27 protein-coding genes, 2 pseudogenes and 1 riboswitch are annotated in these 25,061 nt (G+C 71.3%); of the genes and pseudogenes, 14 read left to right on the top strand and 15 right to left on the bottom strand.

Annotated features, from left to right (window positions below):
* On the top strand, positions 1–669 hold a 669-nt coding region (locus AC1DUE_RS18640; RefSeq protein ID WP_477040904.1), incomplete at its 5' end, for an HNH endonuclease signature motif containing protein.
* A 341-nt stretch (positions 670–1,010) separates the two neighbouring features.
* On the opposite strand, the gene AC1DUE_RS18635 is transcribed toward AC1DUE_RS18640, so the two are convergent.
* From AC1DUE_RS18635 to AC1DUE_RS18620, 4 genes are all read right to left on the bottom strand, one after another.
* Positions 1,011–2,009, bottom strand: coding sequence for an Fpg/Nei family DNA glycosylase (locus AC1DUE_RS18635; RefSeq protein ID WP_477040903.1), 999 nt, complete (start codon positions 2,007–2,009; stop codon positions 1,011–1,013).
* Positions 2,010–2,019: 10 nt separating this feature from the next.
* Positions 2,020–3,927 carry an AAA family ATPase gene (locus AC1DUE_RS18630; protein ID WP_477040902.1) on the bottom strand — a complete coding sequence of 636 codons (1,908 nt, stop codon included), beginning with the start codon at positions 3,925–3,927 and terminating at the stop codon, positions 2,020–2,022.
* Between the two features lie 166 nt (positions 3,928–4,093).
* Positions 4,094–5,281, bottom strand: a complete 1,188-nt coding sequence (locus AC1DUE_RS18625) for an RNA polymerase sigma factor (RefSeq protein WP_477040908.1) — start codon at positions 5,279–5,281, stop codon at positions 4,094–4,096.
* 37 nt (positions 5,282–5,318) lie between these two features.
* Entirely contained in the window at positions 5,319–5,699 is a 381-nt protein-coding gene (locus AC1DUE_RS18620; protein WP_477040907.1) for a YciI family protein, read from the bottom strand.
* A 235-nt stretch (positions 5,700–5,934) separates the two neighbouring features.
* On the opposite strand from AC1DUE_RS18620, the gene AC1DUE_RS18615 reads away from it, so the two are divergent.
* Together AC1DUE_RS18615 and AC1DUE_RS18610 are read left to right on the top strand one after the other, a co-directional pair.
* Positions 5,935–6,462, top strand: coding sequence for an NADPH-dependent FMN reductase (locus tag AC1DUE_RS18615; protein ID WP_477040901.1), 528 nt, complete (start codon positions 5,935–5,937; stop codon positions 6,460–6,462).
* Entirely contained in the window at positions 6,459–7,001 is a 543-nt protein-coding gene (locus AC1DUE_RS18610) for a flavin reductase family protein (RefSeq protein WP_477040900.1), read from the top strand. Before AC1DUE_RS18615 ends, AC1DUE_RS18610 begins: the two co-directional genes overlap by 4 nt.
* 141 nt (positions 7,002–7,142) lie before the next feature.
* Here AC1DUE_RS18610 and AC1DUE_RS18605 read toward each other — a convergent pair whose 3' ends face one another.
* From AC1DUE_RS18605 to AC1DUE_RS18570, 8 genes and pseudogenes are all read right to left on the bottom strand, one after another.
* On the bottom strand, positions 7,143–8,330 hold the full coding sequence (locus tag AC1DUE_RS18605) for an LLM class flavin-dependent oxidoreductase (protein ID WP_477040899.1): 1,188 nt from the start codon (positions 8,328–8,330) through the stop codon (positions 7,143–7,145).
* Positions 8,327–9,367, bottom strand: a pseudogene (locus AC1DUE_RS18600) (FAD-dependent oxidoreductase); the annotation flags it as partial. The pseudogene AC1DUE_RS18600 and the gene AC1DUE_RS18605, both read right to left, overlap by 4 nt.
* An 87-nt stretch (positions 9,368–9,454) precedes the next feature.
* Positions 9,455–10,462, bottom strand: a complete 1,008-nt coding sequence (locus tag AC1DUE_RS18595) for an ABC transporter substrate-binding protein (protein ID WP_477040898.1) — start codon at positions 10,460–10,462, stop codon at positions 9,455–9,457.
* Between the two features lie 80 nt (positions 10,463–10,542).
* Positions 10,543–11,310, bottom strand: a complete 768-nt coding sequence (locus AC1DUE_RS18590; protein ID WP_477040897.1) for an amino acid ABC transporter ATP-binding protein — start codon at positions 11,308–11,310, stop codon at positions 10,543–10,545.
* Positions 11,310–12,347 (bottom strand): amino acid ABC transporter permease, encoded by a 1,038-nt coding sequence (locus AC1DUE_RS18585; protein WP_477040896.1) that lies wholly within the window; start codon positions 12,345–12,347, stop codon positions 11,310–11,312. The genes AC1DUE_RS18590 and AC1DUE_RS18585 overlap by 1 nt, the downstream gene beginning before the upstream one ends.
* A gap of 26 nt (positions 12,348–12,373) precedes the next feature.
* Complete coding sequence (locus AC1DUE_RS18580) at positions 12,374–12,958, bottom strand: GNAT family N-acetyltransferase (protein WP_477040895.1); 585 nt, start codon at positions 12,956–12,958, stop codon at positions 12,374–12,376.
* Positions 12,955–14,061: an LLM class flavin-dependent oxidoreductase gene (locus AC1DUE_RS18575; RefSeq protein WP_477040894.1), complete on the bottom strand. Its 1,107-nt coding sequence runs from the start codon at positions 14,059–14,061 to the stop codon at positions 12,955–12,957. The genes AC1DUE_RS18580 and AC1DUE_RS18575 overlap by 4 nt, the downstream gene beginning before the upstream one ends.
* Before the next feature lie 210 nt (positions 14,062–14,271).
* Positions 14,272–14,391: riboswitch (SAM riboswitch) on the bottom strand.
* Between the two features lie 62 nt (positions 14,392–14,453).
* A complete protein-coding gene (locus AC1DUE_RS18570) occupies positions 14,454–14,831 on the bottom strand; it encodes a winged helix-turn-helix transcriptional regulator (RefSeq protein WP_477040893.1) in 378 nt (125 codons plus the stop codon).
* Positions 14,832–14,953: 122 nt separating this feature from the next.
* Here AC1DUE_RS18570 and AC1DUE_RS18565 point away from each other — a divergent pair, with 122 nt between their 5' ends.
* The 5 genes from AC1DUE_RS18565 (at position 14,954) to AC1DUE_RS18545 (ending at position 18,363) form a co-directional block, all read left to right on the top strand.
* Positions 14,954–15,853, top strand: a complete 900-nt coding sequence (locus AC1DUE_RS18565) for an NADP-dependent oxidoreductase (protein ID WP_477040892.1) — start codon at positions 14,954–14,956, stop codon at positions 15,851–15,853.
* Positions 15,854–15,897: 44 nt separating this feature from the next.
* A complete protein-coding gene (locus AC1DUE_RS18560) occupies positions 15,898–16,572 on the top strand; it encodes a phosphatase PAP2 family protein (RefSeq protein WP_477040891.1) in 675 nt (224 codons plus the stop codon).
* Positions 16,572–17,303 (top strand): phosphatase PAP2 family protein, encoded by a 732-nt coding sequence (locus AC1DUE_RS18555; protein WP_477040890.1) that lies wholly within the window; start codon positions 16,572–16,574, stop codon positions 17,301–17,303. Before AC1DUE_RS18560 ends, AC1DUE_RS18555 begins: the two co-directional genes overlap by 1 nt.
* 97 nt (positions 17,304–17,400) lie before the next feature.
* Positions 17,401–18,000 (top strand): dihydrofolate reductase family protein, encoded by a 600-nt coding sequence (locus AC1DUE_RS18550; protein WP_477040889.1) that lies wholly within the window; start codon positions 17,401–17,403, stop codon positions 17,998–18,000.
* Between the two features lie 27 nt (positions 18,001–18,027).
* Positions 18,028–18,363 carry a YciI family protein gene (locus tag AC1DUE_RS18545; protein WP_477040888.1) on the top strand — a complete coding sequence of 112 codons (336 nt, stop codon included), beginning with the start codon at positions 18,028–18,030 and terminating at the stop codon, positions 18,361–18,363.
* Positions 18,364–18,405: 42 nt separating this feature from the next.
* Here the strand turns inward: AC1DUE_RS18545 and AC1DUE_RS18540 are convergent, their stop codons facing one another.
* Positions 18,406–19,368, bottom strand: coding sequence for an alpha/beta fold hydrolase (locus tag AC1DUE_RS18540; RefSeq protein WP_477040887.1), 963 nt, complete (start codon positions 19,366–19,368; stop codon positions 18,406–18,408).
* Between the two features lie 81 nt (positions 19,369–19,449).
* Between AC1DUE_RS18540 and AC1DUE_RS18535 the strand changes: the two genes are divergently transcribed.
* The gene (locus AC1DUE_RS18535; RefSeq protein WP_477040886.1) at positions 19,450–20,382 is read left to right on the top strand and encodes a helix-turn-helix transcriptional regulator; all 933 of its coding nucleotides are present in this window, start codon (positions 19,450–19,452) and stop codon (positions 20,380–20,382) included.
* Between the two features lie 264 nt (positions 20,383–20,646).
* On the opposite strand, the gene AC1DUE_RS18530 is transcribed toward AC1DUE_RS18535, so the two are convergent.
* Together AC1DUE_RS18530 and AC1DUE_RS18525 are read right to left on the bottom strand one after the other, a co-directional pair.
* Positions 20,647–21,204 carry an ImmA/IrrE family metallo-endopeptidase gene (locus tag AC1DUE_RS18530; RefSeq protein ID WP_477040885.1) on the bottom strand — a complete coding sequence of 186 codons (558 nt, stop codon included), beginning with the start codon at positions 21,202–21,204 and terminating at the stop codon, positions 20,647–20,649.
* A 1-nt stretch (position 21,205) separates the two neighbouring features.
* Positions 21,206–21,589, bottom strand: a complete 384-nt coding sequence (locus AC1DUE_RS18525; protein WP_477040884.1) for a helix-turn-helix domain-containing protein — start codon at positions 21,587–21,589, stop codon at positions 21,206–21,208.
* Positions 21,590–21,729: 140 nt separating this feature from the next.
* Between AC1DUE_RS18525 and AC1DUE_RS18520 the strand changes: the two genes are divergently transcribed.
* The 5 genes and pseudogenes from AC1DUE_RS18520 to AC1DUE_RS18500 form a co-directional block, all read left to right on the top strand.
* Entirely contained in the window at positions 21,730–22,014 is a 285-nt protein-coding gene (locus tag AC1DUE_RS18520; RefSeq protein WP_477040883.1) for a multiubiquitin domain-containing protein, read from the top strand.
* A 2-nt stretch (positions 22,015–22,016) separates the two neighbouring features.
* Positions 22,017–23,159: a ThiF family adenylyltransferase gene (locus AC1DUE_RS18515; protein WP_477040882.1), complete on the top strand. Its 1,143-nt coding sequence runs from the start codon at positions 22,017–22,019 to the stop codon at positions 23,157–23,159.
* Positions 23,156–23,554 (top strand): ubiquitination-like system serine protease family protein, encoded by a 399-nt coding sequence (locus AC1DUE_RS18510; RefSeq protein ID WP_477040881.1) that lies wholly within the window; start codon positions 23,156–23,158, stop codon positions 23,552–23,554. Before AC1DUE_RS18515 ends, AC1DUE_RS18510 begins: the two co-directional genes overlap by 4 nt.
* Before the next feature lie 573 nt (positions 23,555–24,127).
* Entirely contained in the window at positions 24,128–24,427 is a 300-nt protein-coding gene (locus AC1DUE_RS18505) for a hypothetical protein (protein WP_477040880.1), read from the top strand.
* 18 nt (positions 24,428–24,445) lie between these two features.
* Positions 24,446–25,006 (top strand): annotated as a pseudogene (locus AC1DUE_RS18500) (CHAT domain-containing protein); the annotation flags it as partial.
* Positions 25,007–25,061: the final 55 nt, after the last annotated feature.

Here is a 25,061-nt window from a genome sequence, read left to right as displayed (position 1 = left end):
GACCGCAGCGTGGACCAGCGCCGCGCCGACGCATTCGCCGACGTGTTCACCTCGATCGTGGACCGGCAGGCGACCCCGGACGGGACCCCGCTACCGCGCCGCCACGGCCACACCATCACCATCGGCGTCACCATCGCCGCGAGCACCCTGGCCGGGCTCGACGAGAACCCCGGGCACCTGGACTCCTACGGGCCGATCCCCGCGGCGATGGCCCGTGAGCTGGCCCAGGACGGGACCTGGCGGCGCCTGCTGACCGACCCCACCGGGCTGGTCATCGACACCGGGACGGTCGGCTACCGGCCCGGTGCGGACCTGACCCGGACCGTGATCGCCCGGGACGTGACCTGCACGTTCCCCGGATGCCGACAACCCGCCACCCGCTGCGACCTCGACCACATCACCCCCTACAACCCCACCCGACCCGGCGCCGACCAAACCCACGCCGACAACCTGCACGCGTTGTGCCGCCACCACCACCAGGCCAAGACCAAGAAGCACTGGAACGTGCACCGCAACCCCACCACCGGGGTCACCTGGTGGACCAGCCCCGACGGCATCACCTACGCCCGACACCCCACACCACTCCTCATCAACCCCGACACCCTCACCTGCCCACCACCCGGACGACGACGCCAAACCCACGACGACGACGACGAACCACCCTTCTAGCAACCGACCAGCGCCGCCCTGAAGACCACCCACCTTCCGAGGCGCAGCCCTGCCCAGCCCCTAGCTCGATCCGTGGTGTCGACCGGCTGAATCGAAGACTCGACCGCGCACAGCACTCGTCCAGGGGCAGCAGCGGGTTGTGGCGGCAGGCGGGAGCAGGCACTCGGAACGGCCTGGCACGTCGCGGGCGCACCGGCTCGTCGGCGCAGCCTTGGGCGTCGTTCGGCCCGAGCGCGGCGATCGACGGGGGGCGCATCCAGCCGAGGGTGGCGGCCGGCAGGCGCTCGACTGGCCTGGCATGCGTCGCGGAGTCCGCCGGCTCGCGTGCGCGCCGCACCCGCCTACTTCTGGCACGTGGGGCACCAGTAGAGGTTGCGGCTCGCCATCTCTTCCACGACGACCGGTGTGCCGCTGACGAGACAGGGCAGACCGGTGCGGTGATAGACCCAGTTGCGCAGCGTGGGGTCGGTGAGGGCGTCGGTGTGCTCGGTCGGCGAGAGGTCTCGAGTGATGATCACGCCGGTGCGGATGCCCTCGGCGAGGAGGACTGCCCAGTCGTCCCAGAGGGCGCCGGCGGTCTCGCGGGGGACTCGGCGGCCGGGTGTGTGCGGGTCGAGGCGGGCGCGGAAGAGGAGCTCGGCGCGGTAGATGTTGCCGATGCCGGCGACCACTGACTGGTCCATCAGCAGCTGACCGACGGCGACGGAGCGCGAGGTCAGGCGGTCGATCATGACGGAGCGGGGCGAGGGCGCCGAGCCGAGCGCCGCGTCGGTGGCTTGCCCGTTCGTCGACGGGTTGCTCAGCGGGGCGTAGCCGGGCCATTCGGCGAGGTCGGCTGCCGGGTCTGGGCCTAGGCGGGCGACCGCGAGGGAGGCCTGGGACGGGTCCAGGACCTCGCAGGCGGACGGGCCGCGCAGGTCGGCGACGGTCTCGGCGGACGCCAGGCGGACGCGGACCTGGCCGACGGGTTCGGGCGGGAACGGGTGGTCGATGCCTGCGTCGGCGCCGACCTCGCGCTCGTCCTCGCCCATGCGGACCGCTCGGCGCAGTCGCGGAGCACCCATGCTGCCGCGCGCGACGGCGCCGGGCGTCAGCGGGGTGAGCCGGCCGTAGAAGTCCCACGCGCCGTACAGACCCAGGTGCACGCGCAGCACGTCGCCGGACTCGAACTCGAGGAACAGCTGCTTGCCGACGGCACGCGACGCCACGAGCAGCTGTCCGTCGAGTCGTCGTGCCCCGGCGGCGAACCGGCCCTGGGGCGAGCTGACCGCCAACCGGTGCCCGACGAGGTCGAGGCCCAGCTGGCGGGCGATGCGGTGGACGGTATGACCCTCGGGCACGTCCCGAAGGCTAGGCCACGCGGAGCCGCTCGGCCGCTGCGGCGATGGCAGCAGCGGCACCCGCGGCGACGGCTGCCCGGTTCTCGGCCTCGACCTGCTCGGTCAGCTGCTCCTGTCGCATGGCGGCCTCGTCGAGCACGTCGGTGATCTCGACGCCGATCAGCTCGTGCCGTTCGAGGAGCGCGTCGCGCAGGGCCTCGACGAGGTGACGGTGCTTGGACAGCAGGCGACGGACGGTGCTGCGTGCCTCGTCGAGCACACCTTCGAGCTGCTGGCGGGCGACGTGGTCGTTGAGGACCGCGGAGACCAGGTCGTGCGGGGTCGCGGCGAACGACACGAGCGAGCCGGTCATGCCCGCGGCGCCGACCATCTGGGCGGCGGTGCGGGTCGCGGCGGCGAGGTCGCTCGCAGGGCCGGTGCTCGTCTGCCCGAAGAACAGCTCCTCGGCCACCCAGCCGCCCATGGCGATCTGCACGAGCGCACGCAGGTCGTACTGCGAGTGCGTCCAGACCTCCTCGCAGTCGCTGTGCGCGAGCAGCCCGAGCGCGTCGCCGCGGCGGATGATCGTCAGCACCTCGAGCGTGCGGTTCGGCGCGACGAGCCACGCGGTGACGGCGTGCCCGGCCTCGTGGGTGGCGATGAGCGCCTGCTCGGCGGTCGTGTACGCCACGGGCTGGCCGATGCCGACCATCTCGGTGATGCGGGCGCGCTCGACGTCGGCGAAGGTCATCGTCATCGACCCGCGCCGCAGGGCGTTGACCAGCGCCTCGTCGAGGAGGTGCTCGATCATCACGGGGGTCCAGCCGTTCGTCGCGGCGGCGAGCCGGTCGCGCAGCGCGGAGTCCTCCAGCTCGACGTCGGTGGACCGCGTCTTGAGGAAGTGGTCGACGAGCTCACGGCGGCCGTGCGCGTCCGGCGTCGAGAACGTGAGGCGGCGGTCGAACCGGCCCGGCCGCAGCAGGGCGGGGTCGAGGTTGTCCGCGCGGTTGGTCGCGGCGATGAGCAAGATCGGCGCCTTGGCGGGCTTGCGCTGCTTCATCTGGCGGTGCGCGGGCATCAGCAGGTTGAGGCGCGCGACGAAGAAGTTGACGAACTTGTCGCCGCTGGTGGGCTCGTCGAACGACTGCATCTGCACGAGCAGCTCGTTCACGACGCCGCCGGTGCCCTCGGAGACGACCGCGTTGGTGACGGTGCGGGGACCGCGGACCAGGTCGAAGGGGCTCGCGACGAAGGACATCGACGACATCCCCCCGCGGGCCATCGCGATCGCGTCGATCTCCTCGATGAACCCGATCGCACCGCCCTCGGCGCGCGCGGCCTTGCGCAGCGCCTTGAAGTACGAGCGGATCTTGCGCGCGGTCGCGCCGTAGTACATCGACTGGAACGACGTCGCGGAGACGAACAGGAAAGGCACGCCGGCCTCGGCGGCCATCGCCTTCGCGGTCATCGTCTTGCCGGTGCCGGGCAGGCCCTCGAACAGCAGACCGCGGCGCGGGGTGCCGCCCATCTGCTCCGCGAACTGGCGGTGCGTCTGGAAGAGGTCGATCGAGCGGCGCACGTCCTCCAGGACCGGGTCGATGCCGATGACGTCCTTGAGCCGGACATCGACCTGCTCGGGCCGGTAGGTGACGTGCGGCGACCGCCCGCCGCCGAACTGCATGGCGACCATGAGGACGATCAGGAGCGCGAAGAACGCGACGGGCGCGAGCAGGAGCGGGTCGACCGCGGGCATCGCGGGCAGGAGCCGACGGCCGGTGAGCGCGCAGTAGACGATGTACGCCTCGAGCAGCACCACGGGGAGCCCGACGCGGAACACGCGCCGACGACGCACCTTCTCGCGCGACAGGGCGATGTCGTGCGCTCCCTTGCGGATCGGGGAGGGAACGCTGTCCTGCACAGACTCCAGCTCGTCGGGCACAGGCGGTCCTTTCCCTCGGCGCCTGGGATCAGACGACGTTGCGTCGCGGGAGGTGCGATCGGACCATCGTCAGGCCGAATCGGACATATCCGCAACATCGGACATATCCGGCCACCCGAACGGTCCAACGGCGGACCCCGGCGGACCCCGTCGGCACTCGAAAGGGTCAGTGCCGCGCGTGCCGCAGCCGGGTCACCTGGAGCAGCAGGTAGTCGCGCTCGGCGATGCTCGTGGTCCGTCGCGACGCCGCCAGGAGCTGATCGGCCGCACCGGACTCGTCGCCCGCGCGCTCGAGCAGGTGGCCGCGGACCGCGAGCAGGCGGTGGTGCTCCCCCAGCGGCTCGTCGAGCGTCTCGAGCAGGGCGAGGCCGGCCGCAGGGCCGCGCACCATCGCGAGCGCGACCGCGCGGTTGAGCGTCACCATCGGGTTGCCGGTCATCCGCTCGAGCAGCCCGTACAGCGCGAGCAGCTGCGGCCAGTCGGTCTCGTCCGCCGACGGCGCCTCGTCGTGCACCGCGGCGATCGCGGCCTGCAGCTGGTACTCGCCGACCGCGCCACGCGGCAGGGCCTCCTCGACGAGTGCGACGCCCTCCTCGATCATCGCCGCGTCCCAGAGCGAGCGGTCCTGGGAGTCGAGCGCGACGAGCTCGCCGTGCGGACCCGTCCGGGCGGCCCGACGCGCGTCCGTGAGCAGGATCAGGGCCAGCAGGCCGGCCACCTCGGGGTCGTCGGGAAGGCTGGCGTGCAGCGCGCGGGTCAGGCGCAGGGCCTCGACGGCCAGGTCGGCGCGGGCCACCGACGACCCCGACGAGCTCGCGTACCCCTCGTTGAACATGAGGTAGAGCACCCGCAGCACCGCCCGCAGCCGGTCGGCGAACTCGTCGGGCGACGGCATCCGGAACGGCCCGTCGAGCTCGCGCAGGATGCGACGCGCACGGCTGAGCCGCTGGGCCATCGTGGCCTCGGGCACCAGGAACGCGCGGGCGATCTCGGCCGTCGTCAGCCCGCCGACGGAGCGCAGCGTGAGCGCGATCGCGGACGCGGGGCTCAGCGCCGGGTGGCAGCAGCCGAACAGCAGGAGCAGCGAGTCGTCGCCGCCCGGTTCGTCGAAGACCGCCTCGGGCGAGGCGACGAGCTCCTCGCGCCGTCGTCGGGACTCCTGCGCGCGCCACGCGTCCACGAGCCGGCGCTGCCCGACGACCACGAGCCAGGCGTGGGGGTTGTCGGGCACCCCGTCGACGGGCCACTGCGTCGCGGCCGCGAGCAGCGCGTCCTGGAGCGCGTCCTGCGCGTCCGCGAGGTCGCCGGAACGCCGCACGAGCACGGCGAGGACCCGCGGCGCGAGCGTGCGCAGCAGGAGCTCGTCGACGGCGGCCTGCGCGGGTGGTGGCTCAGACGTCGGGAGCCTCCATGACCGCGCGGACCTCGATGACCTGCTGGATCGGGACGCCGCCGACTCCCGGCGCCGCCGACGCCGTCGCCGCGATCTCGATGGCCCGCGCCTCGCTCTCGACGTCGACGATCCAGAAGCCCGCGAGGAACTCCTTCGACTCGGCGAAGGGCCCGTCGGTGATGACCGGCGGCTGCACGCCGTCGCTACGGACCAGCTTGGCCTGGTCGGGCCAGGCGAGGCCCTCGGCGCCGACGAGCTCGCCGCTGGCGACCAGGGACGCGTCGAGGTCGTGCTGGAACTGGATCATCCGCCTGACGTCCTCGGGCGCCCAGGTGTCGACCGGCGGGACACCCTCGACGTGATAGGTCATCAGCAGCATGTACTTCACGATGCGCTCCCTGTAGCTCGTCGCCGGTCGCCTCTGGCCCGGCCCTCACCCACTGGTCGGAGCCGTGCGCACGATCTCGACATGCATCCTGTCGTTCTTTTCCCGACGAGGGCAGGGCGCCGCGGTGTCCGTCATTCGGGATTCTCCGACGAAGCCCTTGCCGGGGGCCGACTCGTTGTTACACATCGCGGGTCGCACAGCCCTGTGGACGTGAAGGAGAAGCACCGTGGTCCACCAGCCAGCACCGTCCGTGGTCGCCCTCGTCGGCAACCCCCGCCCGGGGTCGCGCACCCTGGCCGCCGCGCAGCACGTCGCCGGCCGGCTCGGCGAGGACGTGACGTCGATCGACCTCGCGACGATCGGGCACCAGCTGTTCACCGACGACCGCTCCCTCCTCGACCCGGCTCTGAGCACGGTGGCGCAGGCCCGCCTGCTCGTCGTCGCGACGCCGGTCTACAAGGCCTCGTACACCGGGCTGCTGAAGTCGTTCCTCGATCTGTACGGCCCCGACGGGCTGGCCGGGGTCGTCGCGGTGCCGCTCGTCATCTCGGGCAACCCGGCGCACGCGCTGGTCGGCGAGGTGCACCTGCGGCCCCTGCTGGTCGAGCTCGGCGCGACCGTGCCGACGCGGTCGCTCACCGTCACCGAGGCCGACCTCCTGGACCTCGACCCGGCCGTCGACCGGTGGCTCGCCAAGGCCTCGGCGCCGCTCCAGCGCGCGCTCACGCCCGAGCTCGAGGCGGCGGCGCGATGACCGCCGAGATCCTTCGCGAGCTCCAGGCCGACCTGGTGGAACACGACGAACCGCAGCTGTCGCCCGCCTCCTACAAGGAGGTCTTCCGCCGCCACCCCGCGGGGGTCGCCGTCGTGGCGTTCGTCGACGAGGGCCGGCCGGTCGGGTTCACGGCCACCTCGGTCATCTCGGTGTCCGCCGACCCGCCGCTGCTCGCGTTCTCGCTCGCGTCGACGTCCTCGTCGTGGGCGCCCCTGTCCCGGGCCCGCACGCTCGCGATCAGCTTCCTCGCGTCCGGGCAGGACGACGTGTCCGCGCGGTTCGCGACCAGTGGCATCGACCGCTTCGCCGCGGGCGGCTGGACCGCGCTGGCGTCGGGCGAGCCCGTCATCGACGGTGCGGTGTCCTGGGTCCGCGGGCGCATCGTGCAGCGCGCACCCGTCGGCGGCTCGTACCTGGTCTCGATCCGCGCCCTCGAGCACGGGATCGACGACGAGGCACTCCCGCTCGTCTACCACGACCGCACGTATCACCGGATCGGCGACCACACGGCCGTGTGACGCCGGCCGGACCTCCGGACAGCACAGACCCGCCGGGCCTCGGAGCCCGGCGGGTCTTGTCGTGCGCGAGGCACGGCCGAACATGACGCGAGTCGCGCCACGGGTGTCCGTGGCGCGACTCAGGTCCTGCTCGGCGCCGCCCTACGAGGACGACCTGGCTCCCACGCCCGCGCCGACGAGGGCGTCCGCGTCCCGCGCCAACCACTCGGCCGCCAGGAGCTCGTACGAGCGGGCGGTGTCCGACGGGTCGTGCGTGATCGTCGTGAGCAGCAGCTCGTCGGCGCCGGTGGCGCGCACGAGCGCATCGAGGCCCGACGCGACCGACGCGGCGTCGCCGACCAGCCGCGAGACGATGCGGTCGCGCAGGAGTGCGCGCTCGTCGTCGGACCGCTCGTCCCACGGGGTCGTGGTGCCTGGGCGCGGGTACGGGATGGCGCGGGCGCCCGAGCGGATGGACAGGACCCAGGCCGCGAAGGGGTCCGCCAGGGCGACCGCCTGCGACGACGTCTCCGCGACGAGCACGTCGGCCGAGACCACCACGTACGGGGCTGCGAGCACGCCCGGGCGGAACGCGGACCGGTACGCCTCGACGGTCTCGAGCACCGTCGACGGGCTCACGTGGTAGTTCGCGGCGAGCGGCAGACCCAGCTCGCCGGCCACGCGGGCACTCTCCCCCGCGCTCGACGCGAGCACCCACAGGGCCAGGTCGGAGCCCTGCACCGCGGGGCTGACGGCGTCGCGGCCGTCGTCGGCGCGCGCGGTACCGGCCTGCAGGTCGAGGACGGTGCGCAGCTCGTCGGCGAACGCGCCGGGCGTGCGACCGGCGCTGAGGTAGCGCTGCTGCGCGACGAACCGCGCGAGCAGGTCGGGGTCCCGGAAGCTGAAGGGAGGGGTCGCAGGCACGAGGAGCCCCTCGACGACGCGATCCTCGGAGACGACCGGCGGCGCCGGCGGCGCGGGCGGCGCGGCGGCCTTGTCGGAGGGCGGCGGGAACGACGCGCGTCCGAGGCCCAGGTCGACGCGCCCGGGGTGGGCGGCCGCGATGGTGCCGAACTGCTCGGCGGCGACAACCGGGCTCGTCGACCCGAGCAGGACGGCGGCCGACCCGACGCGCAGGGTCGACGTGACGCCCGCCGCGAGCGCGGCCAGCACGCCCGGAGCGGCCGAGGCCACGCCCGGGGCGAGGTGGTGCTCGGCGAACCAGATCCGCCGGTAGCCGAGCCGTTCGACCAGCCGCGCCCGGTCGAGCGACGCCTGGAGCGCCTGCGCGCCGGTGCCGCCCTCCCACACGGGTGCGAGGTCGAGGACGGACAGGGGGACGCGTGTCATCGGGACTCCTGGAGGACGAGGCGGGACAGGTGGAACGCGGGGTCGGAGGCACGCACCGGGTCGTCGACCGGCTCGTCGGCGAGGTCGGCCAGGACCCGGCCGATCGCGGGCCCGAACTTGAAGCCGTGGCCGGAGAACCCGGCGGCGACGACCAGCGGTCCGCGGCGGTCGAGGATGAAGTCGTGGTCGGGCGTGGTCGTGTAGGTGCACGAGATGGGGTGCGGGGTGCTCGCGTCGACGCCCGGCATCCACTGCTCGGCGTACCGCTGCAGGAGCGCGAGCTGCGCGGGTTCGGGCGTGAACGTGCGGTGGTCCGGGTCGGTCACCGGACCGACCGCGTGGAACCCGACCTTGACGCCCTCGCCGGGCGTCAGCAGTCCGTACGTTCCGCTGGGGTACGGATGTACACCGAACGGCTGATGCGTGAACGACGGCCAGTCGGCGGGGTAGGCGAGGTCGAAGTGGGCGGGCTGCTCCTGCGTCACCACCAGCGGGAGCGGCCGGCCGAGCAGCGAGCCGGTCCAGGCGCCGACGGCCAGCACGACCCGACGAGCGCGGACGGGTCCGTCGGAGGTCTCGACGACCACACCGTCAGTGGCGACCGTCAGCGAGAGCACGCGGACGCCGTGACGGACGTCGGCGCCGTGCGCGCGGGCGTCGTCCTGCAGCGCGAGGACGGCGCGGTCGGCGTGCAGTCGGCCCGCCGTGCGGGTCTCGTGCAGCACCGACCCCTCGAACCGCAGTCCGGTCCACCGCTCGGCCGCCTCGTCGGGCGTGAGGACCTCGTGCGCGATGCCACGGGCCTCGAACGCGGCCAGGAGCGACGGCGCGGGGGATCCGTGGCTGACGCCGCCGGTGATCGTCAGGAGCTCCGAACCGGTCGCGTCCTCGAGCGACCGCCAGAGCCCCAGCGCCTCAATCGTGAGGTCGAGGTACTCGGCGCGATCGTAGGTCTGCCGGTAGATGCGCGAGGCTCCGTGCGAGGCGCCTTGGACGTGGCCCGGCTCGAAGCGCTCGAGCAGGACCACCGACCGGCCGCGGCGAGCGGCCGGGCGTCCCCCGACCCCGGCCGGCCACCGTCGAGTGCGCTGGTGTGAAGACCAGGGGCACTCGGTCCAGGGTGGTCAGCTGGTCTTCGGCAGACCCGGGGGGTTGGTCTCGGACTTCTCGATCGCCTCGGCCTGCAGGCCCCAGCGCTCGAGCACCTGTTGGTAGGTGCCGTCCTCGAAGGTGTGGTTGAGGGCCGCGGTCACGGCCTCGGCGAGCCCGGAGCCCTTGAGGGTGGCCACGGCGATCTGCGCCGTGTCGGGCCAGCCGCCGTTGAGCGTGCCGACGACCTTGAACTGGTCGGGAGCGGTCGCCGCGCTGTACGCCAGGCTCGCGTTCGGGCCGACGTAGGTGTCGAGCCGGCCGGACTGCACGGCGAGCAGGACGTCGGAGTAGTTCTCGTAGTACTCCGGCTCGCCACCCTTGATCGGCTCGAGGCCCGCGTCGATGTTCTCCTGGTTCCAGGCGAGCAGGATCTTCTCCTGGTTGGTGCCGGACCCGACGCCGACCGTGAGGCCCGCGATGTCCTTGGGCTCCTTGATCTGCTTGATGTCGCTGCCGGCGGCGGTCAGCCAGCCGAGCTGGTCGTTGCGGTACGACGAGAAGTCGTAGAGCTCCTTGCGCTCCTCGGTCACCGTGACGTTGGAGATGACCGCGTCGACGTCCCCGGACTGCAGCGCGAGCGGCCAGTCGGCCCACGCCTTGACCTCGAGCTCGAGCTTCAGGCCCAGGGCGTCGGCGATGAGCGAGGCGATGTCGGGCTCGTTGCCGATCGGCGTCTTCTCGTCGTCGGCGAGGAAGCCGAGCGGCGGGAGGCCACCGGCCGTCGTCGAGACCTTGAGCACGCCGGACTCCTTGACCGCGGCCGGCAGCAGCGCGATGGCGTCGGCCGACTCGGTCGAGTGGATGCGGTCCTGATCGGGGCTGGTGTTGATCGTCAGTCCGGCGGCTGCGGTGGCGGAGCCCGAGGGCTCGGCCGCCACGTCGTCGTCCGCCGCGGCCGATCCGCTGCACGCGGCGAGCGCCAGCAGGGGCACGAGGGCCAGTGCGCTCAGGAGCCGGGTACGTCGCAGGGGTGTGGTCACGGGAGGTGTCTCTCTTTCGGTGGTGTGCGCAGGCGCGCGGGTGAGCGGGGAACGATCAGGGGTGGGTGCAGGCGGAGCTGTCAGAGCACCTTGTCCAAGAAGGCCTTGGTACGGGCGTGCTGCGGGGCGTCGAGCACCTGGGTGGGTGTGCCCTGCTCGACGATCCGGCCGCCGTCCATGAAGACGATCGAGGTGGCGACCTCGCGGGCGAACCCGATCTCGTGCGTCACGACGACGAGGGTCGTGCCGGTCGCGGCGAGGTCGCGGATGACGTCGAGGACCTCCCCGACGAGCTCCGGGTCGAGCGCGGACGTCGGCTCGTCGAAGAGCACGACCGACGGCTTGACCGCGAGCGCCCGGGCGATGGCCACGCGCTGCTGCTGGCCGCCCGACAGCTGCCGGGGGTAGGCGTCGGCCTTGTCGGACAGCCCGACGCGCTCGAGCAGCGCACGGCCCTCGGCCTCGACCTCGGCCCGCGGCCGGCGCTGCGCCGAGATGGGCGCCTCGATGACGTTCTCGAGCGCGGTCAGGTGCGGGAAGAGGTTGAAGTTCTGGAACACGAACCCGATGCGGGTCCGCTGCGCCAGCACGTCCTTCTCCTTGAGCTCCTGCAGCGCTCCGTCGGAACGCCGCTTGTAGCCGATGAGGTCGCCGTCCACCGAGATGAGGCCGCGATCGACCTTCTCGAGGTGGTTGATCACACGCAGCAGGGTCGACTTGCCCGAGCCCGACGGGCCTAGGATCACCGTGACCTCGCCGGGGCGGACCGTCAGGTCGATGCCGTCGAGCACCTCGAGCGTCCCGTACGCCTTGTGCACACCGCGCACCTCGACGAGCCCCGCGGCCATCAGAACCCACCCCGCTGGGTGCGGACCAGGAGGTTGCGGGCGCCGCGTCCGTAGCTCGGTGGGAGGTCGCCGGGCAGTGGTCTGCCGGTGAGGCGGGACCAGCTCACGCCCAGGCCCCAGCGTGCCTTCTGGATCGGCGTGGGCGGCAGCTGGCGCAGGGCGCCCTTGGCGTAGTGCCGCTCCAGGTAGTACTGCACGATCGTCAGCACGGTGGTCAGGACGAGGTACCAGATGCCCGCGACGATCAGCAGCGGGACCACGCGCTGGTTGCGGCCGTAGATGACGCCGACGATGTAGAACAGCTCGCCGTACGCCAGGACGTAGACCACCGACGTGCCCTTGACCAGGCCGATGATCTCGTTCACGGCGGTCGGCACGATGGTGCGCATGGCCTGCGGCAGGATGATCCGCCGTTGCTGGCGACGCCGGGGCAGGCCGAGCGCCGCGGCGGCCTCGTGCTGGCCCTGGTCGACGCCGATGATGCCGGCGCGGATGATCTCGGACGCGTACGCCGCCTGCGAGAGCCCGAGCCCGAGGACCGCGGCACCGAACTTGTCGATCACGGACAGGGTGTCGAGCTCGACGAACGACGGGCCGAACGGTACCCCGAGCGTGAGGTGCGGGTACAGGTACGCGAGGTTGTACCAGAGGAGCAGCTGGAGGATCAGGGGCACGGACCGGAAGATCCAGATGTACCCCCACGCGACCGATCGCAGCAGCGGTGACCTCGACAGCCGCATGAGCGCGAGCACGGTGCCGAGCCCGAACCCGACCACGGCGGCCGCGGCGGTGAGCCGGATGGTGCCCCAGAGCCCGTCGAGCACGGACGGCCAGGTCAGGTACTGCCAGACGACCCCCCACTCCCACTTGGGGTTGGTGAGCAGCGAGCTGACGACCATCGCGAGCAGCACCGCGACGATCGCGGTCGCGACCCAGCGCGCGGGGTGGCGCGCGCCGTAGACGCGGGGTTCGTCGTGGACGACGACGTCAGACACGTCGGGCAGGACGTCGTCCTTCTTCAGGAAGGCGGTGGACACGGTGCACTCCGGGGTTCGAGGGGGCTCTACGACTGCGGGGCGTCATGCTCCGGACAGAGCCACTTCTCGAACGCGAGCGGGCCGTCCGTCGGGGCGTCGGTCGTGTCGAACAGGGGGTGCCAGCCGGTCGCCAGGTAGAGCGCGGCGGCCTCGGGCTGCCGGGGACCGGTGGTGAGGTAGAGGCGCTCGTACCCGAGCGCGACCGCTCGGAGCTCGAGCTCGGCGAGCACCTGGCGCGCCAGACCGCGGCGGCGGTGCGCCGAGTTGGTCCAGATCCGCTTGTACTCGGCGGTGCGGACCGTCGGCAGACCGGACTCGTCGCGCGTATCCGGACGGCTGAGCCGCTCCGCCGAACCGAGCTCCGGCTCGGCCCGGAGCCGGAACGCACCGCCGGCCACCGCGGTCCCGTCCTCCAGGATCAGGATCAGGTCACCGTCGGGCGCCGCGAACTGCTCGGCGGGGTACCGCTCGAGCTCCGCGCGCAGGTCGTCGACCCCGAAGAACTCGCTGTACCGCGTGAGGTACTCGACCGCGAGCTCGTCGAGCATCGGCTGCACGGCCGGGTCGCTCAGCGCGTACGAGCGCACGACGCGGAGGTCGGTGGTCGTCATGCCGACGCCGCGAATCGGGCGACGGTGCTCGGCACGGTGCTCGGCAGGCCGAGGGTGTCGCGGAACGTGCGGCCGGGGTACGACGAACGGAAGGCGTCCGACGCGCGCAGCACCGGCAGGACGCCGTCGACGAGCGCGACCAGGTCGGTCTGCACGGATGCCGGGCGGATGGTGAACCCGTCGGCGGCCTCGGCGTCGAGCCAGTCGGTGACCAGCTCGGCGAACCCCGTGGAGGTCCCGACGAACGCGAGCGAGCCGGTGTCCCAGCTGACGCCCTCCAGGTCGGAGAGCATGTCGAGGCGGGCCTGCGCGCTGGCCCGGTCCGGCCCGACGATGAGGTAGACGTCGACCAGGACGCGCACGTCGCGCGGGTCACGACCGGCGGCGACGACCGCGCCCAGGACCCGGGCCCGGGTGCGCGCGGCCTCGTCGCGGTCGGTGGCGCGGATGCGCACGACGTCCGCGACGCGTCCGGCCAGCTCGATCTCGTCGGGGGTCGTCGCACGGACGACGACCGGCGGTCGGCCCTGCGGCGGACGCGTGCTGCCCTTCGGGACGCCGGCGGCGAAGTTCACGCCGTCGTGCGTCGTGAAACGCGGGCGTGCCGAGGTCGTCGGCACCCAGCTGTCCCAGCGCCGGGCGACTGTGGCGGCCGCCTCGGCCGCGCCGGCGAGGGCCGCGACGTCCGGGGAGGACGACCGCGGGCCGGCCGTCGGCACCTCGTCGAGACGCGTGGTCCAGCCGACCTGCCACCCGGCGCGACCGGCGCTGGCCTGGTCGATCGTCGCGATGGCCGTCGAGATGTGCGCCGGTTCGAGGTGCGAGGTGCCGACCGAGGCGACGAGGCCGATGCCGTCGGTGCGCGCCGCGAGGCGGGAGGCGACGATGGCCGCGTCGAGGCGGGTCGTGCTGCCGCCGGGGTGCAGGGCGAAGTCGTCGTCGAACACGACGAAGTCGAGCGCACCGCGCTGGGCGACGGCGACGAGCTCCTCGAGGCGGCCGGCGTCGAAGAGACGCTGACCCTGGGAGCCGTGGGTGCGCCAGGCGGCGGCGCGGGCGCCGGTGTCGGACAGGTCGACACCGAGGTGGGCATGGGAGGACACAGGGGTATCCGTTCAGGTGGTGCGAGAGGTGGGGCGCGCACGTCAGAGGTGCGGCGAGGCTCGCCCCGTTCAGCGGGGCGTGCGAGGTGGAGCGGGGCGCTGAAGGTTCAGCGACAACAGGAACGCGTGAGCATGGCGTGGCCGCAGCTCGGGGAGCGGGGTGCTCCGAACGCGTTCATGGTCGTTCCTCTCGTCCCGGCACTGCCGGGGTTCGCGTCGTTGCCGTGTGGAGGCGTAGTGCCCACCACGACCAGGTCCTCATCCGGGGCACCCCACCGCGCGGAGGGTTGCCTTCCAGCTAGCCGGAGCTTCGCGCTGGAAATCTTGACCTTATTGGTAGGGAATTTAGATCGGGGGCCCGACGACGTCAAACCGCTGGTCACATCGTGAGATCAGACGCGGGCGTCGTACGCCTCACGGGCGATCGCGACCGCGTCCATGTTCGCCTCGGCCCACACCTTCACGGCGTGCACCACGGAGGTCAGCGAGACGCCCAGCGGAGTGAGCTCGTAGTCGACCCGGACCGGCACGGACGCGGTCACGGTCCGCGTGATCATGCCGTCGCGCTCCATGGCGCGCAGCGTCTGGGTGAGCATCTTCTGGCTCACGCCGTTGAGGCGCCGCCGCAGCTCCGAGTGCCGCTGCGGGCCGACCTCCAGCGCGGTCATGACCAGACAGACCCACTTGTCCGACAGCTCGTCGAGGAGCTCACGGGTCGGACAGTCGGCGTCGAACGAGTCGTACGCCGCGAGGGGGAGCGTCTCGAGCACGATGTCCTCCGAGCAGGGAACCAGACAGACCCTTTAGGCACCAGAAGGTGCCTACTTCCCAAAAGATACCACTGTGCTCAGGATGGGTCGCGTCCCGAACCGATCTCCCCCCGGAGGCCCTCATGTCGACCGTCACCCTCACCGTTCCCGGCCCCACCGCCGACTTCGCGATCCTCGACCTGCCCGTCCTGGAGCCCGGTCCGGGCGAGGTCCGGGTCCACGTCGAGGCCGCACCCGTCCACCCGGTCGACGTGGTCGTCGCGCGCGGCCACGTCCCGCTGCCGCCGGCCGACCGCTACGTGCTCGGCTGGGCGCTCGCCGGCGTGGTCGACGCGGTCGGCCCGGACGTCACGGGCCTCGCCCCCGGCGACCCGGTGCTGGCCCTGTCCGACTGGTTCGACACCTTCGTCGGCGCCCAGGCGTCGTCCGTCGTGCTGCCGCGCGGGTCGGTCGCGTCGCGTCCCGCGTCACTGAGCGCGGTGGACGCGTCGACGCTGGCGCTCAACGCTCTGACCGCCGCACAGGCACTGGACCTGCTCGGCCTGCCGGCGGGCGCGACGCTGGCCGTCACCGGCGCCGCCGGTGGTGTCGGCGGGTTCGCCGTCGAGCTCGCCCGGCACCGCGGGCTCGAGGTCCTGGCCGTCGCGCGCGAGGCCGACCGCGCCTTCGTCGAGCGCACCGGCGCCCGGCTCGTGCTGCGGGGCACCGACCTCGGCACGCTGGGCGCCGACGGGGTGCTGGACACCGCCGAGCTCGGCGCACCGGCTCTCGTCGCAGCCCGGGACGGCGGCGTGCTCGTGGCCGTCACCGCGCCCGCGACGCCCACGCCCGAGCGCGGCATCCGCGTCAAGACCGTCCACGTGGTCAGCGGCTCCGCGGGACTCGCGGACGTGGCGGCGCTGGCCGTCGAGGGCGTCCTGACGCCGCGCGTCGCGGACACCTACCCGTTCGAGAAGGCGGGCGACGCCTACGCCGCGGTCGAGGCCGGCGGGCTGCGCGGGGTGGTCGTCCTGGTGCCGTGAGCTCTCGACGAGCGCGTCCGGCCCCGCGCGCCTAACCTCCGGGGATGCATCCTCGCCCCCTCCGTCGACGCGCGCTCCTGCGTGCCGCCGTGTTCGGGGTCGCGTTCACCGTGCCGGTCGCGGTGCTCGCGTACGTGGTGCGGGCGCAGGTGGACGACGTCCTGCGGCTCGACCAGCAGGCCATCGCCTCCGCGACCGACTTCACCCGCGAGCACCCCGAGCTCCGGCAGGCGCTGCTCGTCTGGCAGGAGGCGTTCCAGGCGCGCTGGGTCAACCTCGCCGCGACGGTGCTCTGCGTCTGGGTGTGGCGACGGCACGGGATGACCACGCGGGCGCTGTGGGCGTTCCTCACGATCATGGCGGCCTGGGCGCTGCAGCTGGGCGCGAAGGGGCTGGTGCAGCGGGCCAGGCCGGTGGTCGAGGATGCCGTCTCGCACGCCCCCGGGTCGAGCTTCCCGTCCGGGCACGCCACGAACACCGCAGCCGCGGCCCTCACGGTGACGCTGCTGGTGTGGCCGCTGCTCGGCCCGCGCGGCCGGGTCGTCGTCCCCGTCGTCGCCGGCGCCTGCGTCCTGATCACCGGGCTCGACCGCGTCATGCTCGGCGTGCACTATCCCTCCGACGTGATCGCGGGGTTCGCCCTCGGCACAGCCCTCGCCGGCGCGTCCTACCTGGGCTACAGCGGCTGGTCCGCGACCGGCCCGCACCAGGAGTCCTGATGCACACGTTCCTGCACCGCTACGAGCTCGACCGGTCCGCCCCGACCGGCCGCGAAGCACTCCGCGACATCGGCGTCCGGGTGCTCCTGCCGGCGGTCGGCCTCTGGGTCGTCCTCGTCGGCGTCGGCCTGCTGATCACCGGACCTCTCGACGGGCTGCCGCGGGAGGCAGCCGTGAACGAGTGGTTCGAGTCGATCCGGACTCCGGCGCTGAACTCGGTGACGGCGGCGCTGTCCGCGATCGGCACCACCGAGTTCATCATCGGCGCGTGCGTGCTGTTCGTCGCGCTCTTCTGGTGGCGCACCAAGCAGTGGTGGCTCGCGATCGTGCCGCCGCAGGCCATCGCCGTGCAGGCCATCCTCTTCATGACCGCCGCCCTGGTGGTCGGCCGCGAGCGGCCCGACGTCGAGCACCTGGACGACTCGCCGCCCACCTCGGCCTACCCCAGCGGGCACACCGGCGCGTCCACGGCGTTCTACGTGACGCTCGCGATGATGGCCCAGCGGATCGGCAACCCGATCCTGCGCGGCGTCGTCACCGTGCTCTGCCTGCTCGTGCCGATCGGCGTCGGGACGGCCCGCCTGTACCGCGGCATGCACAGCCCGACCGACGTGCTCATGGGCTTCGTCAACGGGCTGGTCTGCGCGTTCCTGGCGTGGAACTACCTGCGCCGCGACACGTCCGGCGCAGCGGGCCGTCAGCAGGACCTGGCCGCTCGGGTCGCGGGCTGACACACCCGACGAGCGTGCGGTGTCCGATCGCGCCCTTCCCGTTCGTCGCACGGGTGAGAGGTCGCCCGCGCGGGGCGGCCCGGGAAGGATCACGATCATGAGGCTCGTCACCAACACGCAGATCACCGTCGACGGCGTGATGCAGGCGAACGGCGGGAACAACGCGGAGCTCGACCCCGGGTTCGAGCGGGGCGGGTGGGCGTTGCCGGTGGGCGACGAGGAGTCGACGGCCTACATCGGCGACTTCTACCGGCGCGCCGACGCGTTCCTGTTCGGGCGGCGCACGTACGACCTGTTCGCCGGGTACTGGGGTGTGCAGACCGACATGGACAACCCGTTCGTCGGCTCGCTGAACTCGCGCCCGAAGTACGTCGCGTCGAGCACGCTCACCGACCCGCGGTGGGCGGGCACGACCGTGCTGTCCGGCGACCTCGAGACGGCGGTCCGCGAGCTCAAGGCCACGCCCGGCGGCGAGCTCCAGGTGCACGGCAGCGGGCAGCTGATCCGGTGGCTGCTGGAGCATGGGCTCGTCGACGAGCTGACGCTGATCGTCTGCCCGGTGATCGTCGGTGCGGGCACCAGGCTCTTCCCCGACGAGGGCCGCGACTTCGCGCTCGAGCTCGTCGAGTCGCGTCGGTTCCCGAGGGGCATCACGGTGCAGACCTACCGGCCCGGCGGCCGTCCCGAGTACGCGTAGCAGTTCCCGACGACGGAGGTGGTGACGATGCAGTACCTGGTTTCCGTGATCGACGACCGGACCAACTCGGGCACCCCGCAGGAGGCGGTGGCGATCGACGCGTTCAACGACCGCCTGCGCGCCGGCGGCCACTGGGTGTTCGCCGCCGGCCTGGCGGCTCCCGAGACGTCGACGGTCATCGACGGCCGCGGCGAGGAGCCGGTGTTCACCGACGGGCCCTTCATCGAGTCGAAGGAGCACATGGCCGGCCTCTGGGTCATCGAGGCCCCCGACCTCGACGTCGCTCTCGCGCTCATGGCCGACGGCTCGAAGGCGTGCAACCGGCGGCTCGAGGTGCGCCCGATGCTGTTCCCGGAGGACTGAGCGACGACAGCCCGAACCGCGAGGCTCGGGCTGTCGTCGACCCTAGGTGGCGTCCCGCTCGGCGAGCCACGTGAGCATGGCTCGGTTGGTCTCGTCGGGCAGCTCCTGCTGGATCCAGTGGCCGCAGTCCAGGGTGACCACGTCCACGTTCGGCACGAACCGGGACAGTGACTCCGACCTCATGATCGCGTCCCGCTCGCCGTAGATCATGAGCGCGCGCTGCTGGATGACGGGCTCCACCTCGGCCAGCAGGTGCCAGTTGCGGTCGAGGTTCCTGTACCAGTTGATGCCGCCCGTGAAGCCCGAGGTCTCGAAGGCGGAGACGAAGACGGCCAGCTCGCTGTCGCTCATCAGGGGGTCGCCGAGCGGTGCCTCCGCCCGGGCGAGGTTCAGGAACGCCATGCCGGGCTGCGGCGCTCTGACGGGTTCGTTCGTGCGGTAGAGGTTCCGCAGGAACTGGTGTGCGAACTCGTCGAGCACGGCGTCGGCGACACCCGGCTGCCGGTTGAAGTGGACGAAGTAGAAGTCGCCGCCGAGCACGGCCTCCATGAGCTCGATCCAGGGCGTCTCGCCGCGCTCCTGGTAGGGCAGGCTCAGGGCGATCACCTTGTTGACCCGGTCGGGATGCAGCAGCGTCAGCCCCCAGACGACGAACGCACCCCAGTCGTGTCCGACGAACGTCGCGTCCTCGTAGCCGTAGTGATCCAGGAGCGCGACGAGATCGCCCGACAGGTGCTCGATGTCGTAGGCCGTCACCTCGGTCGGACGGGAGGAGTTCCCGTAGCCCCGCTGGTTGGGGACGATCACGTGGTAGCCCGCTGCGACGAGCGCGGGCACCTGGTGGCGCCAGGAGAAGGCAAGCTCCGGCCAGCCGTGGCACAGCACGATCGGTCGGCCGGCATTCTCTCGGCCCGCTTCGAACACCTCGAGCTCCACCCCGTTGACCGAGACACGGGTGGGTCGGGGAAAGTCATCACGAGTCGTGGCACTGGTCTGTGAGGTCATGTCGTCATCGTGCCGACCTAACCCGGTCACCTTGTGACCGGTTTCCTGTGCAATTCTCGTCGAGTGCGAGCTGACCGGCTGATGGCCACCCTGCTGTTCCTGCAGCAGCGCGAGCAGGTGACGGCTGCGGAGGTCGCGCGCGAGCTGGAGGTCTCCGAGCGCACCGCCCGTCGCGACCTCGACGCCCTGGCCGTGGCCGGGGTGCCCGTGTACTCGATGCAGGGACGCGGCGGCGGCTGGCGCCTCGTCGGCGGCGCCCGCACCGACCTGTCCGGCCTGTCCGCGAGCGAGGCCCGTGCTCTGTTCCTGGTGGCCGGCCCGGCCTCCGCCGCGACGCCGGCCGTGAGAGCGGCGCTGCGCAAGCTCGTGCGTGCCCTGCCGGAGCCTTTCCGCGTACAGGCCGAGGCGGCGGCGTCGTCGTTGGTCACCGACCCCCGGCGGTGGGGGTCGGACCGCGTCGAGCACCGACAGCCTCGCTTCCTCGACGAGCTCCAGGATGCGGTGATCCGCGGCGTCCAGGTGCGGCTCGGCTACGTGGATCGCGCGGGCGCCGAGACCGAGAGGACCGTCCACCCGCTCGGCATCGTCGCCAAGGGTCCGTCGTGGTACCTCGTCTCGCACACGGAGGCCGGCCGGCGGACCTTCCGGATCGATCGCGTGTCGTCCGTCGAGCCGACCGACCACGCCGTGCACCGACCCGAGGACTTCGACCTCGCGGAGAGCTGGCGCGAGATCGCCGACCAGGTCGACCGCTTGCGCACGCCCGGCGAGTGCCAGGCACTGTGCGTGCCTCATGGGATCGGCCTGCTCCGGATGGCCTTCGGGCGCCGGCTCGAGGTCGGCGGCTCCGCACCCGACGGCCGCATCGAGGTCGTGATCCGCGGCGGCGACGACGAGCACGTGCTCGCCGGAGAGCTCGCCGGGCTGGGCGAGTGGGTCGAGGTGACCGGACCTGCGGGCGTGCGCAGGCACCTCGCCTCGATCGGGGCTGCGCTCGTCGAGCGGTACCGGTGACGACGACAGCCCGGACCCTGCGAAGGGACCGGGCTGTCGGTGGCGGTAGCGGTGGGCTTGCGTCGCTCGTCTTGGACGACATTGGCCCGGTTCGACGATCTAGCATCTGACCTGGTCGGACACCTGCTCGCGGCTTGTACCGCGTTGTACGTTTTCGGACCCGGTTGGACGTCAAAGAGGAGAGCAATCGGCGACCTCCGGCACCACAGATCAGGTGTAGCGATCCGTGCAGCAGACCCAAGCGACCAAATCACTCTCCAACGGTCAACGGTCGTAGCGGGCGCGAGCGCGCTGGGCGTACACACGGGGGCCCTTCATCTGCATCTGGGCAAACTGGGTGCTGACGCAGAAGTGGGCGGAGACCTGCTCGTTCGTCCAGTCGGCGAAGGCCGCCCTGTTCGCGGCGGCCTTCGGGATGAGCAGCTCGCCTGCCATGAAGGTCGCCTGCTTCTCGAGGTTTGCAGCGAACGACTCGGCGTGGGACTCGCTGAGTAGTACTCCGGCGAACGGGTGCTCGAGCAGATGATGCCCGAGTTCGTGCGAGATGTTCGCCCGTCGCCTGTTGAGGTGATGAGCGGGGTTTTCGACGATCATCCGGGCCGTGCCCACGGGAATGAGGGCGGCCGACCAAGACCCGGTCGCGGTGCCGGTGAAGTGCTCCACCGCCTCCCCGCTCACGCCGGGGAGATCCTCGATCGAGTACACGGGGATACCGTGCTCGGCGCAAAGCGCGTAAGGATCGAAGGCGTCGTTGGGACCGAGGCCGAGGCCAGCGCGCTCCTCCTCAGCGACCTCAGACATAGCCGCCTGCGTCCACTTCATTTCACCCGTCCTGTGCCGCCCGTTCCGACTCGAAGCGGCGCGCAGCGGCGCCAATGATCTCTTCGAGGTACTGCACGTCCGTCTCTGTCAGGTCCCGGCGTGCCCGCAGCAGTGGCGCCAGAGCCGCGACTAGCTCGGGCTCCCGCTCATCTTGCCTGGTGGCGCCGACAATGAAGTCGTCCGCGGACATGTTCAGCCATGCGGTCATAGTCGCGAACGCGGTGACGTCGGGTCTGAGCCCGTTGGCCATCCGGGAGAGGGTCGACGCGCTCACCCCGAGTTCTTTAGCCAGTTGCCGCCATGACAGCCCTCGCGAAGTCCGCGTGGCGTCGAGCGCTGCGTGCAGCGCCAAGACGTCCACCGATGGGCCCTCCGTCATCGTCATTCCTCCATGTGTGCTCGACTTGTCGATCAGTGGTGCTACTGTAGTACCGCTCGACAAATCGAGCACTGTTCTACTGGTTTGGCACCCGTCGCTGGCTCAGTCTCGTGGCGGTCGCCATCTACGGATCTAGGAGGATCCCGATGACTACGCAGGCTGTTCCCCCTATCGATCGCGATGCTGCCAACGGCAAGACGATCGAGATCTTCGTCAACGCTCGCCCTCACCTCGTCGCGGACCGGGACGTGTCGTTCGAAGACGTCGTCGCTCTCGCCTTCCCTGGCCAGACACCCGCCCCCGACACCGAGTACATCGTCACCTACACCCGCGCGCAGCACGGGAACGCGTCGGGCTCCCTGGCCCCCGGCCAGTCCATCCGCGTCAAGAAGGGCACGAGCTTCGCCGTCCAGGTCACGACGCGGTCGTGATCATGGACGACCTCACGCGCCTGGAGAACGAGGGCTACGACGTCGAGCTCCGCGACGGCTACCTGATCGTCAACGACGTCCCCTACGTCACCGCCGATGAGGCTGTAGCCCGCGGACGGCTCGTCATGCCGGCGGCCATGGCTGGTGACGTCCTGGCTACGCCCCCGGACCACGCGACCCACTTCGCGGGCTCCGAGCCCTGCGACAACGAGGGTCGGCCGCTCTCGAAGGTGATCAACGGTCCGCAGGTCAACGAATTCCTCCCCGGCCTGCGCACCGACTTCTACTTCTCCGCCAAGCCGCTCGACGGCAATTACCCGAACTACTACGAGAAGGTCACCACCTACGTCGACCTGCTCTCGCGGTGGGCCCGACACCTCGACCCGACAGCAACCGCTCGCACCCATCCGGTCCACGCGGTCCCCGACGACGACGACTACCCGTTCGCCTACCGCGACTCGGCGTCCAGCCGAGCCGGCACCAGCGCCCTCAACTCGGTCTTCCACGGCGCGCGGATCGCGATCGTCGGCCTCGGTGGCACGGGCTCGCACATCCTCGACCTCGTCGCCAAGACGCCGGTCGCCGAGATCCACCTCTATGACGGCGACGTCTTCATCAACCACAACGCCTTCCGGGCGCCGGGCGCCGCTGACATCGCGGACCTGCGAGCCCAGCCGAACAAGGCCCAGTACTGGGCCTCGCAGTACTCCCGCATCAAGCGCCGGATCGTCGCCCACCCCAGGTACTTCGACGCGGAGACGGTCGCCGAGGTGGCCGGGTTCGACTTCGTGTTCCTCGCTCTCGACGACGGCTCCGACCGCCAGGGCATCGTCGCCGCTCTCGAGGACGCGGACCTCTCGTTCATCGACGTGGGCATGGGCGTCACCGACACCGGGTCCGGACTCACCGGCATGCTGCGCATCACGACCAGCACCCCGGCGCGACGTGTGCCTGTCCCGACGGGCGGCACCGAGCCCGACGAGTACGCACGCAACATCCAGATCGGTGACCTCAACGCGCTGAACGCGGCCCTCGCCGTCCTCCAGTGGAAGCGCCACCTCCGCTTCTACGCCGACATGGCATCCGACGTGCCCGCCTTCGCCTACCCCGTCAGTGACAACGCCATCGTGGACCTCAGCTCATGAACCGCCGGCACGAGATCGACCACCAGTTCGTCGAGGTCCTCCCGGCCCAGCTCGACCCCGGCACGCTCTACATCAGCGGCACCCACAACATCGTGGCGCACCTCTGCTGCTGTGGATGTGACCGTGAGGTCGTCACACCGCTTGGCCCGGCAGGGTGGACCCTGCGCTACGACGGACAGGTCAGCCTCGCGCCGTCCATCGGCAACGGCGCCTACGACTGCAAGTCCCACTACGTCATCCACGCGTCGCGCGTCCGGTGGTTGTCGACCATGACGCCCGCGCAGCACCTTCAGGCCCGGTCTCGCGACCAGGAAGCAGCGCAGCACCTCAACCAGTCCTGGCTGGACCGTGCCAAGCGAACGCTCGGAGATCTCTTCCGCCCTTCGCGATCCTGACCACCCGCCCGTCCTCACCGCGCCTCGACGACGCGAAATGGAAGGAGAGCGTAGGTACATGCGCGGCGTCCGGTGCCTCACCAAACGGCCCCCGATCGAGTCTCGACACGAAGCGCTGATGATCGCTGTACGCGTCGCCAAGGGCGCGCAAGCAATTCAGTGCCCCTACTGCGGATGGTGGCACGTTGTGGGGTACGGATCACCAATCGAGACGCCGAGCAGACCCCGTGCACGGCGGTAGCGCGAGCGGATGAGCCCGTCGCATCCCGTCCGTGACGCCGTGACGCACCGCACCAGCAGCCCGAACCGGTAGAGACAGGTGAGATGGATGGCACGTAGTGACACTCTCCGACGCGAGATCGCTGGGCTGGAAGACAAGAGGGCCGGCCACGCGAAGATCGTTGCCGCCCAGGGCAAGATCGCGACCGCGGCCCGTGAGCAGCCCGCAAGAAGCGTGACGCGGCAGCTCGTACCAAGAGCGCCGCCACCGTCCGATCGTCACTGACCGCAGCGGAGCGTGAGGAGAAGAAGACGGACGCCGCCGACGGCAAGGTCGCCAAGGCACGCAAGGACATGGCGACCATCGACAAGGCGATCGCAACGAAGACGACATCGCTGCGTTCCGCCGAGGCATCCGAGCAGAAGGCGAACCAGAACCTGCAGCGGAGCAACGACGCGAAGCGACGACGCGAGGAGTTGAGCCATGCCTGTGCCGTGTCGAAGGCGAGCCCGCCGGCGCCGGCGATCCGCTACGTCGAGGTCCCTCCCCCGACCCCCGAGCCGCTCCGCGTGCTCTACCTGACCTCCAACCCCGACGCCACCACGAGCACTGTGATGAACCCCGATGGGACAGTCGTCGAGCAGGTGGCATAGCTTCGAGTTGATCAAGAGGTTCGGCAGGTTAAGCAGGGTCTGCGCGGGTCGAAGTACCGCGACCTCGTCGTGGTCGAGCACGCCCCGGCCGCAACGTTCGGGGACCTGGCCAATGGACTCAACGACCATCGGCCGCACGTCGTTCACTTCTCCGGCCACGCCGATGCCCTCGGACTGTGGATGGAGAACGACGCCGGCGAGCGTGACGGACAAGACGTCAACTTCACCTTCCTGGCGCGGCTTCTCGGAGCCACGGACGAGCCGCCTCGTCTGGTCGTCCTCAACGCGTGCGAGAGCCTTGAGGGTGCCGACGACTTTCTGCAGACGGTCCCGGTGGTGATCGGGATGTCCGACACCATCGACGACACTGCCGCCGTCGTCTTCGCTCGATCGCTCTATGCGGCGCTTGCATCTGCGCAATCCGTCTCGACGGCGGTCGATCAGGCCAAGGTGCAGATGCTTGCCGCCTCGATGTTCGACGCCGACCAAGTCGACCACTCCCACCTTCCGACCCTACGAGCACGCGACGACGTCGATCCTGCGACCCTCGTCCTCGTATCGCCGCCCGTCGGCTCCTGACCCTGAAGGGCTCGATGTGAACAAACATCAGAAGGACTGCTTGCGGGCCTCGTCG

Source organism: Cellulomonas sp. P4_A2, from assembly GCF_056402515.1.
This window is presented reverse-complemented; position numbering and strand designations above follow the sequence as displayed.

What these genes read in the sequence shown, in the direction of transcription:
- AC1DUE_RS18525 (WP_477040884.1), bottom strand. Translation starts at nt 21,589, where the DNA reads ATGACGATGACGGAGGGCCCATCGGTGGACGTCTTGGCGCTGCACGCA.
- AC1DUE_RS18620 (WP_477040907.1), bottom strand. Translation starts at nt 5,699, where the DNA reads ATGCTGCTGATGACCTATCACGTCGAGGGTGTCCCGCCGGTCGACACC.
- AC1DUE_RS18535 (WP_477040886.1), top strand. Translation starts at nt 19,450, where the DNA reads ATGGCCACCCTGCTGTTCCTGCAGCAGCGCGAGCAGGTGACGGCTGCG.
- AC1DUE_RS18530 (WP_477040885.1), bottom strand. Translation starts at nt 21,204, where the DNA reads ATGAAGTGGACGCAGGCGGCTATGTCTGAGGTCGCTGAGGAGGAGCGC.
- AC1DUE_RS18515 (WP_477040882.1), top strand. Translation starts at nt 22,017, where the DNA reads ATGGACGACCTCACGCGCCTGGAGAACGAGGGCTACGACGTCGAGCTC.
- AC1DUE_RS18505 (WP_477040880.1), top strand. Translation starts at nt 24,128, where the DNA reads ATGGCGACCATCGACAAGGCGATCGCAACGAAGACGACATCGCTGCGT.
- AC1DUE_RS18520 (WP_477040883.1), top strand. Translation starts at nt 21,730, where the DNA reads ATGACTACGCAGGCTGTTCCCCCTATCGATCGCGATGCTGCCAACGGC.
- AC1DUE_RS18560 (WP_477040891.1), top strand. Translation starts at nt 15,898, where the DNA reads ATGCATCCTCGCCCCCTCCGTCGACGCGCGCTCCTGCGTGCCGCCGTG.
- AC1DUE_RS18590 (WP_477040897.1), bottom strand. Translation starts at nt 11,310, where the DNA reads ATGGCCGCGGGGCTCGTCGAGGTGCGCGGTGTGCACAAGGCGTACGGG.
- AC1DUE_RS18610 (WP_477040900.1), top strand. Translation starts at nt 6,459, where the DNA reads ATGACCGCCGAGATCCTTCGCGAGCTCCAGGCCGACCTGGTGGAACAC.
- AC1DUE_RS18605 (WP_477040899.1), bottom strand. Translation starts at nt 8,330, where the DNA reads ATGACACGCGTCCCCCTGTCCGTCCTCGACCTCGCACCCGTGTGGGAG.
- AC1DUE_RS18510 (WP_477040881.1), top strand. Translation starts at nt 23,156, where the DNA reads ATGAACCGCCGGCACGAGATCGACCACCAGTTCGTCGAGGTCCTCCCG.
- AC1DUE_RS18555 (WP_477040890.1), top strand. Translation starts at nt 16,572, where the DNA reads ATGCACACGTTCCTGCACCGCTACGAGCTCGACCGGTCCGCCCCGACC.
- AC1DUE_RS18565 (WP_477040892.1), top strand. Translation starts at nt 14,954, where the DNA reads ATGTCGACCGTCACCCTCACCGTTCCCGGCCCCACCGCCGACTTCGCG.
- AC1DUE_RS18540 (WP_477040887.1), bottom strand. Translation starts at nt 19,368, where the DNA reads ATGACCTCACAGACCAGTGCCACGACTCGTGATGACTTTCCCCGACCC.
- AC1DUE_RS18550 (WP_477040889.1), top strand. Translation starts at nt 17,401, where the DNA reads ATGAGGCTCGTCACCAACACGCAGATCACCGTCGACGGCGTGATGCAG.
- AC1DUE_RS18580 (WP_477040895.1), bottom strand. Translation starts at nt 12,958, where the DNA reads ATGACGACCACCGACCTCCGCGTCGTGCGCTCGTACGCGCTGAGCGAC.
- AC1DUE_RS18545 (WP_477040888.1), top strand. Translation starts at nt 18,028, where the DNA reads ATGCAGTACCTGGTTTCCGTGATCGACGACCGGACCAACTCGGGCACC.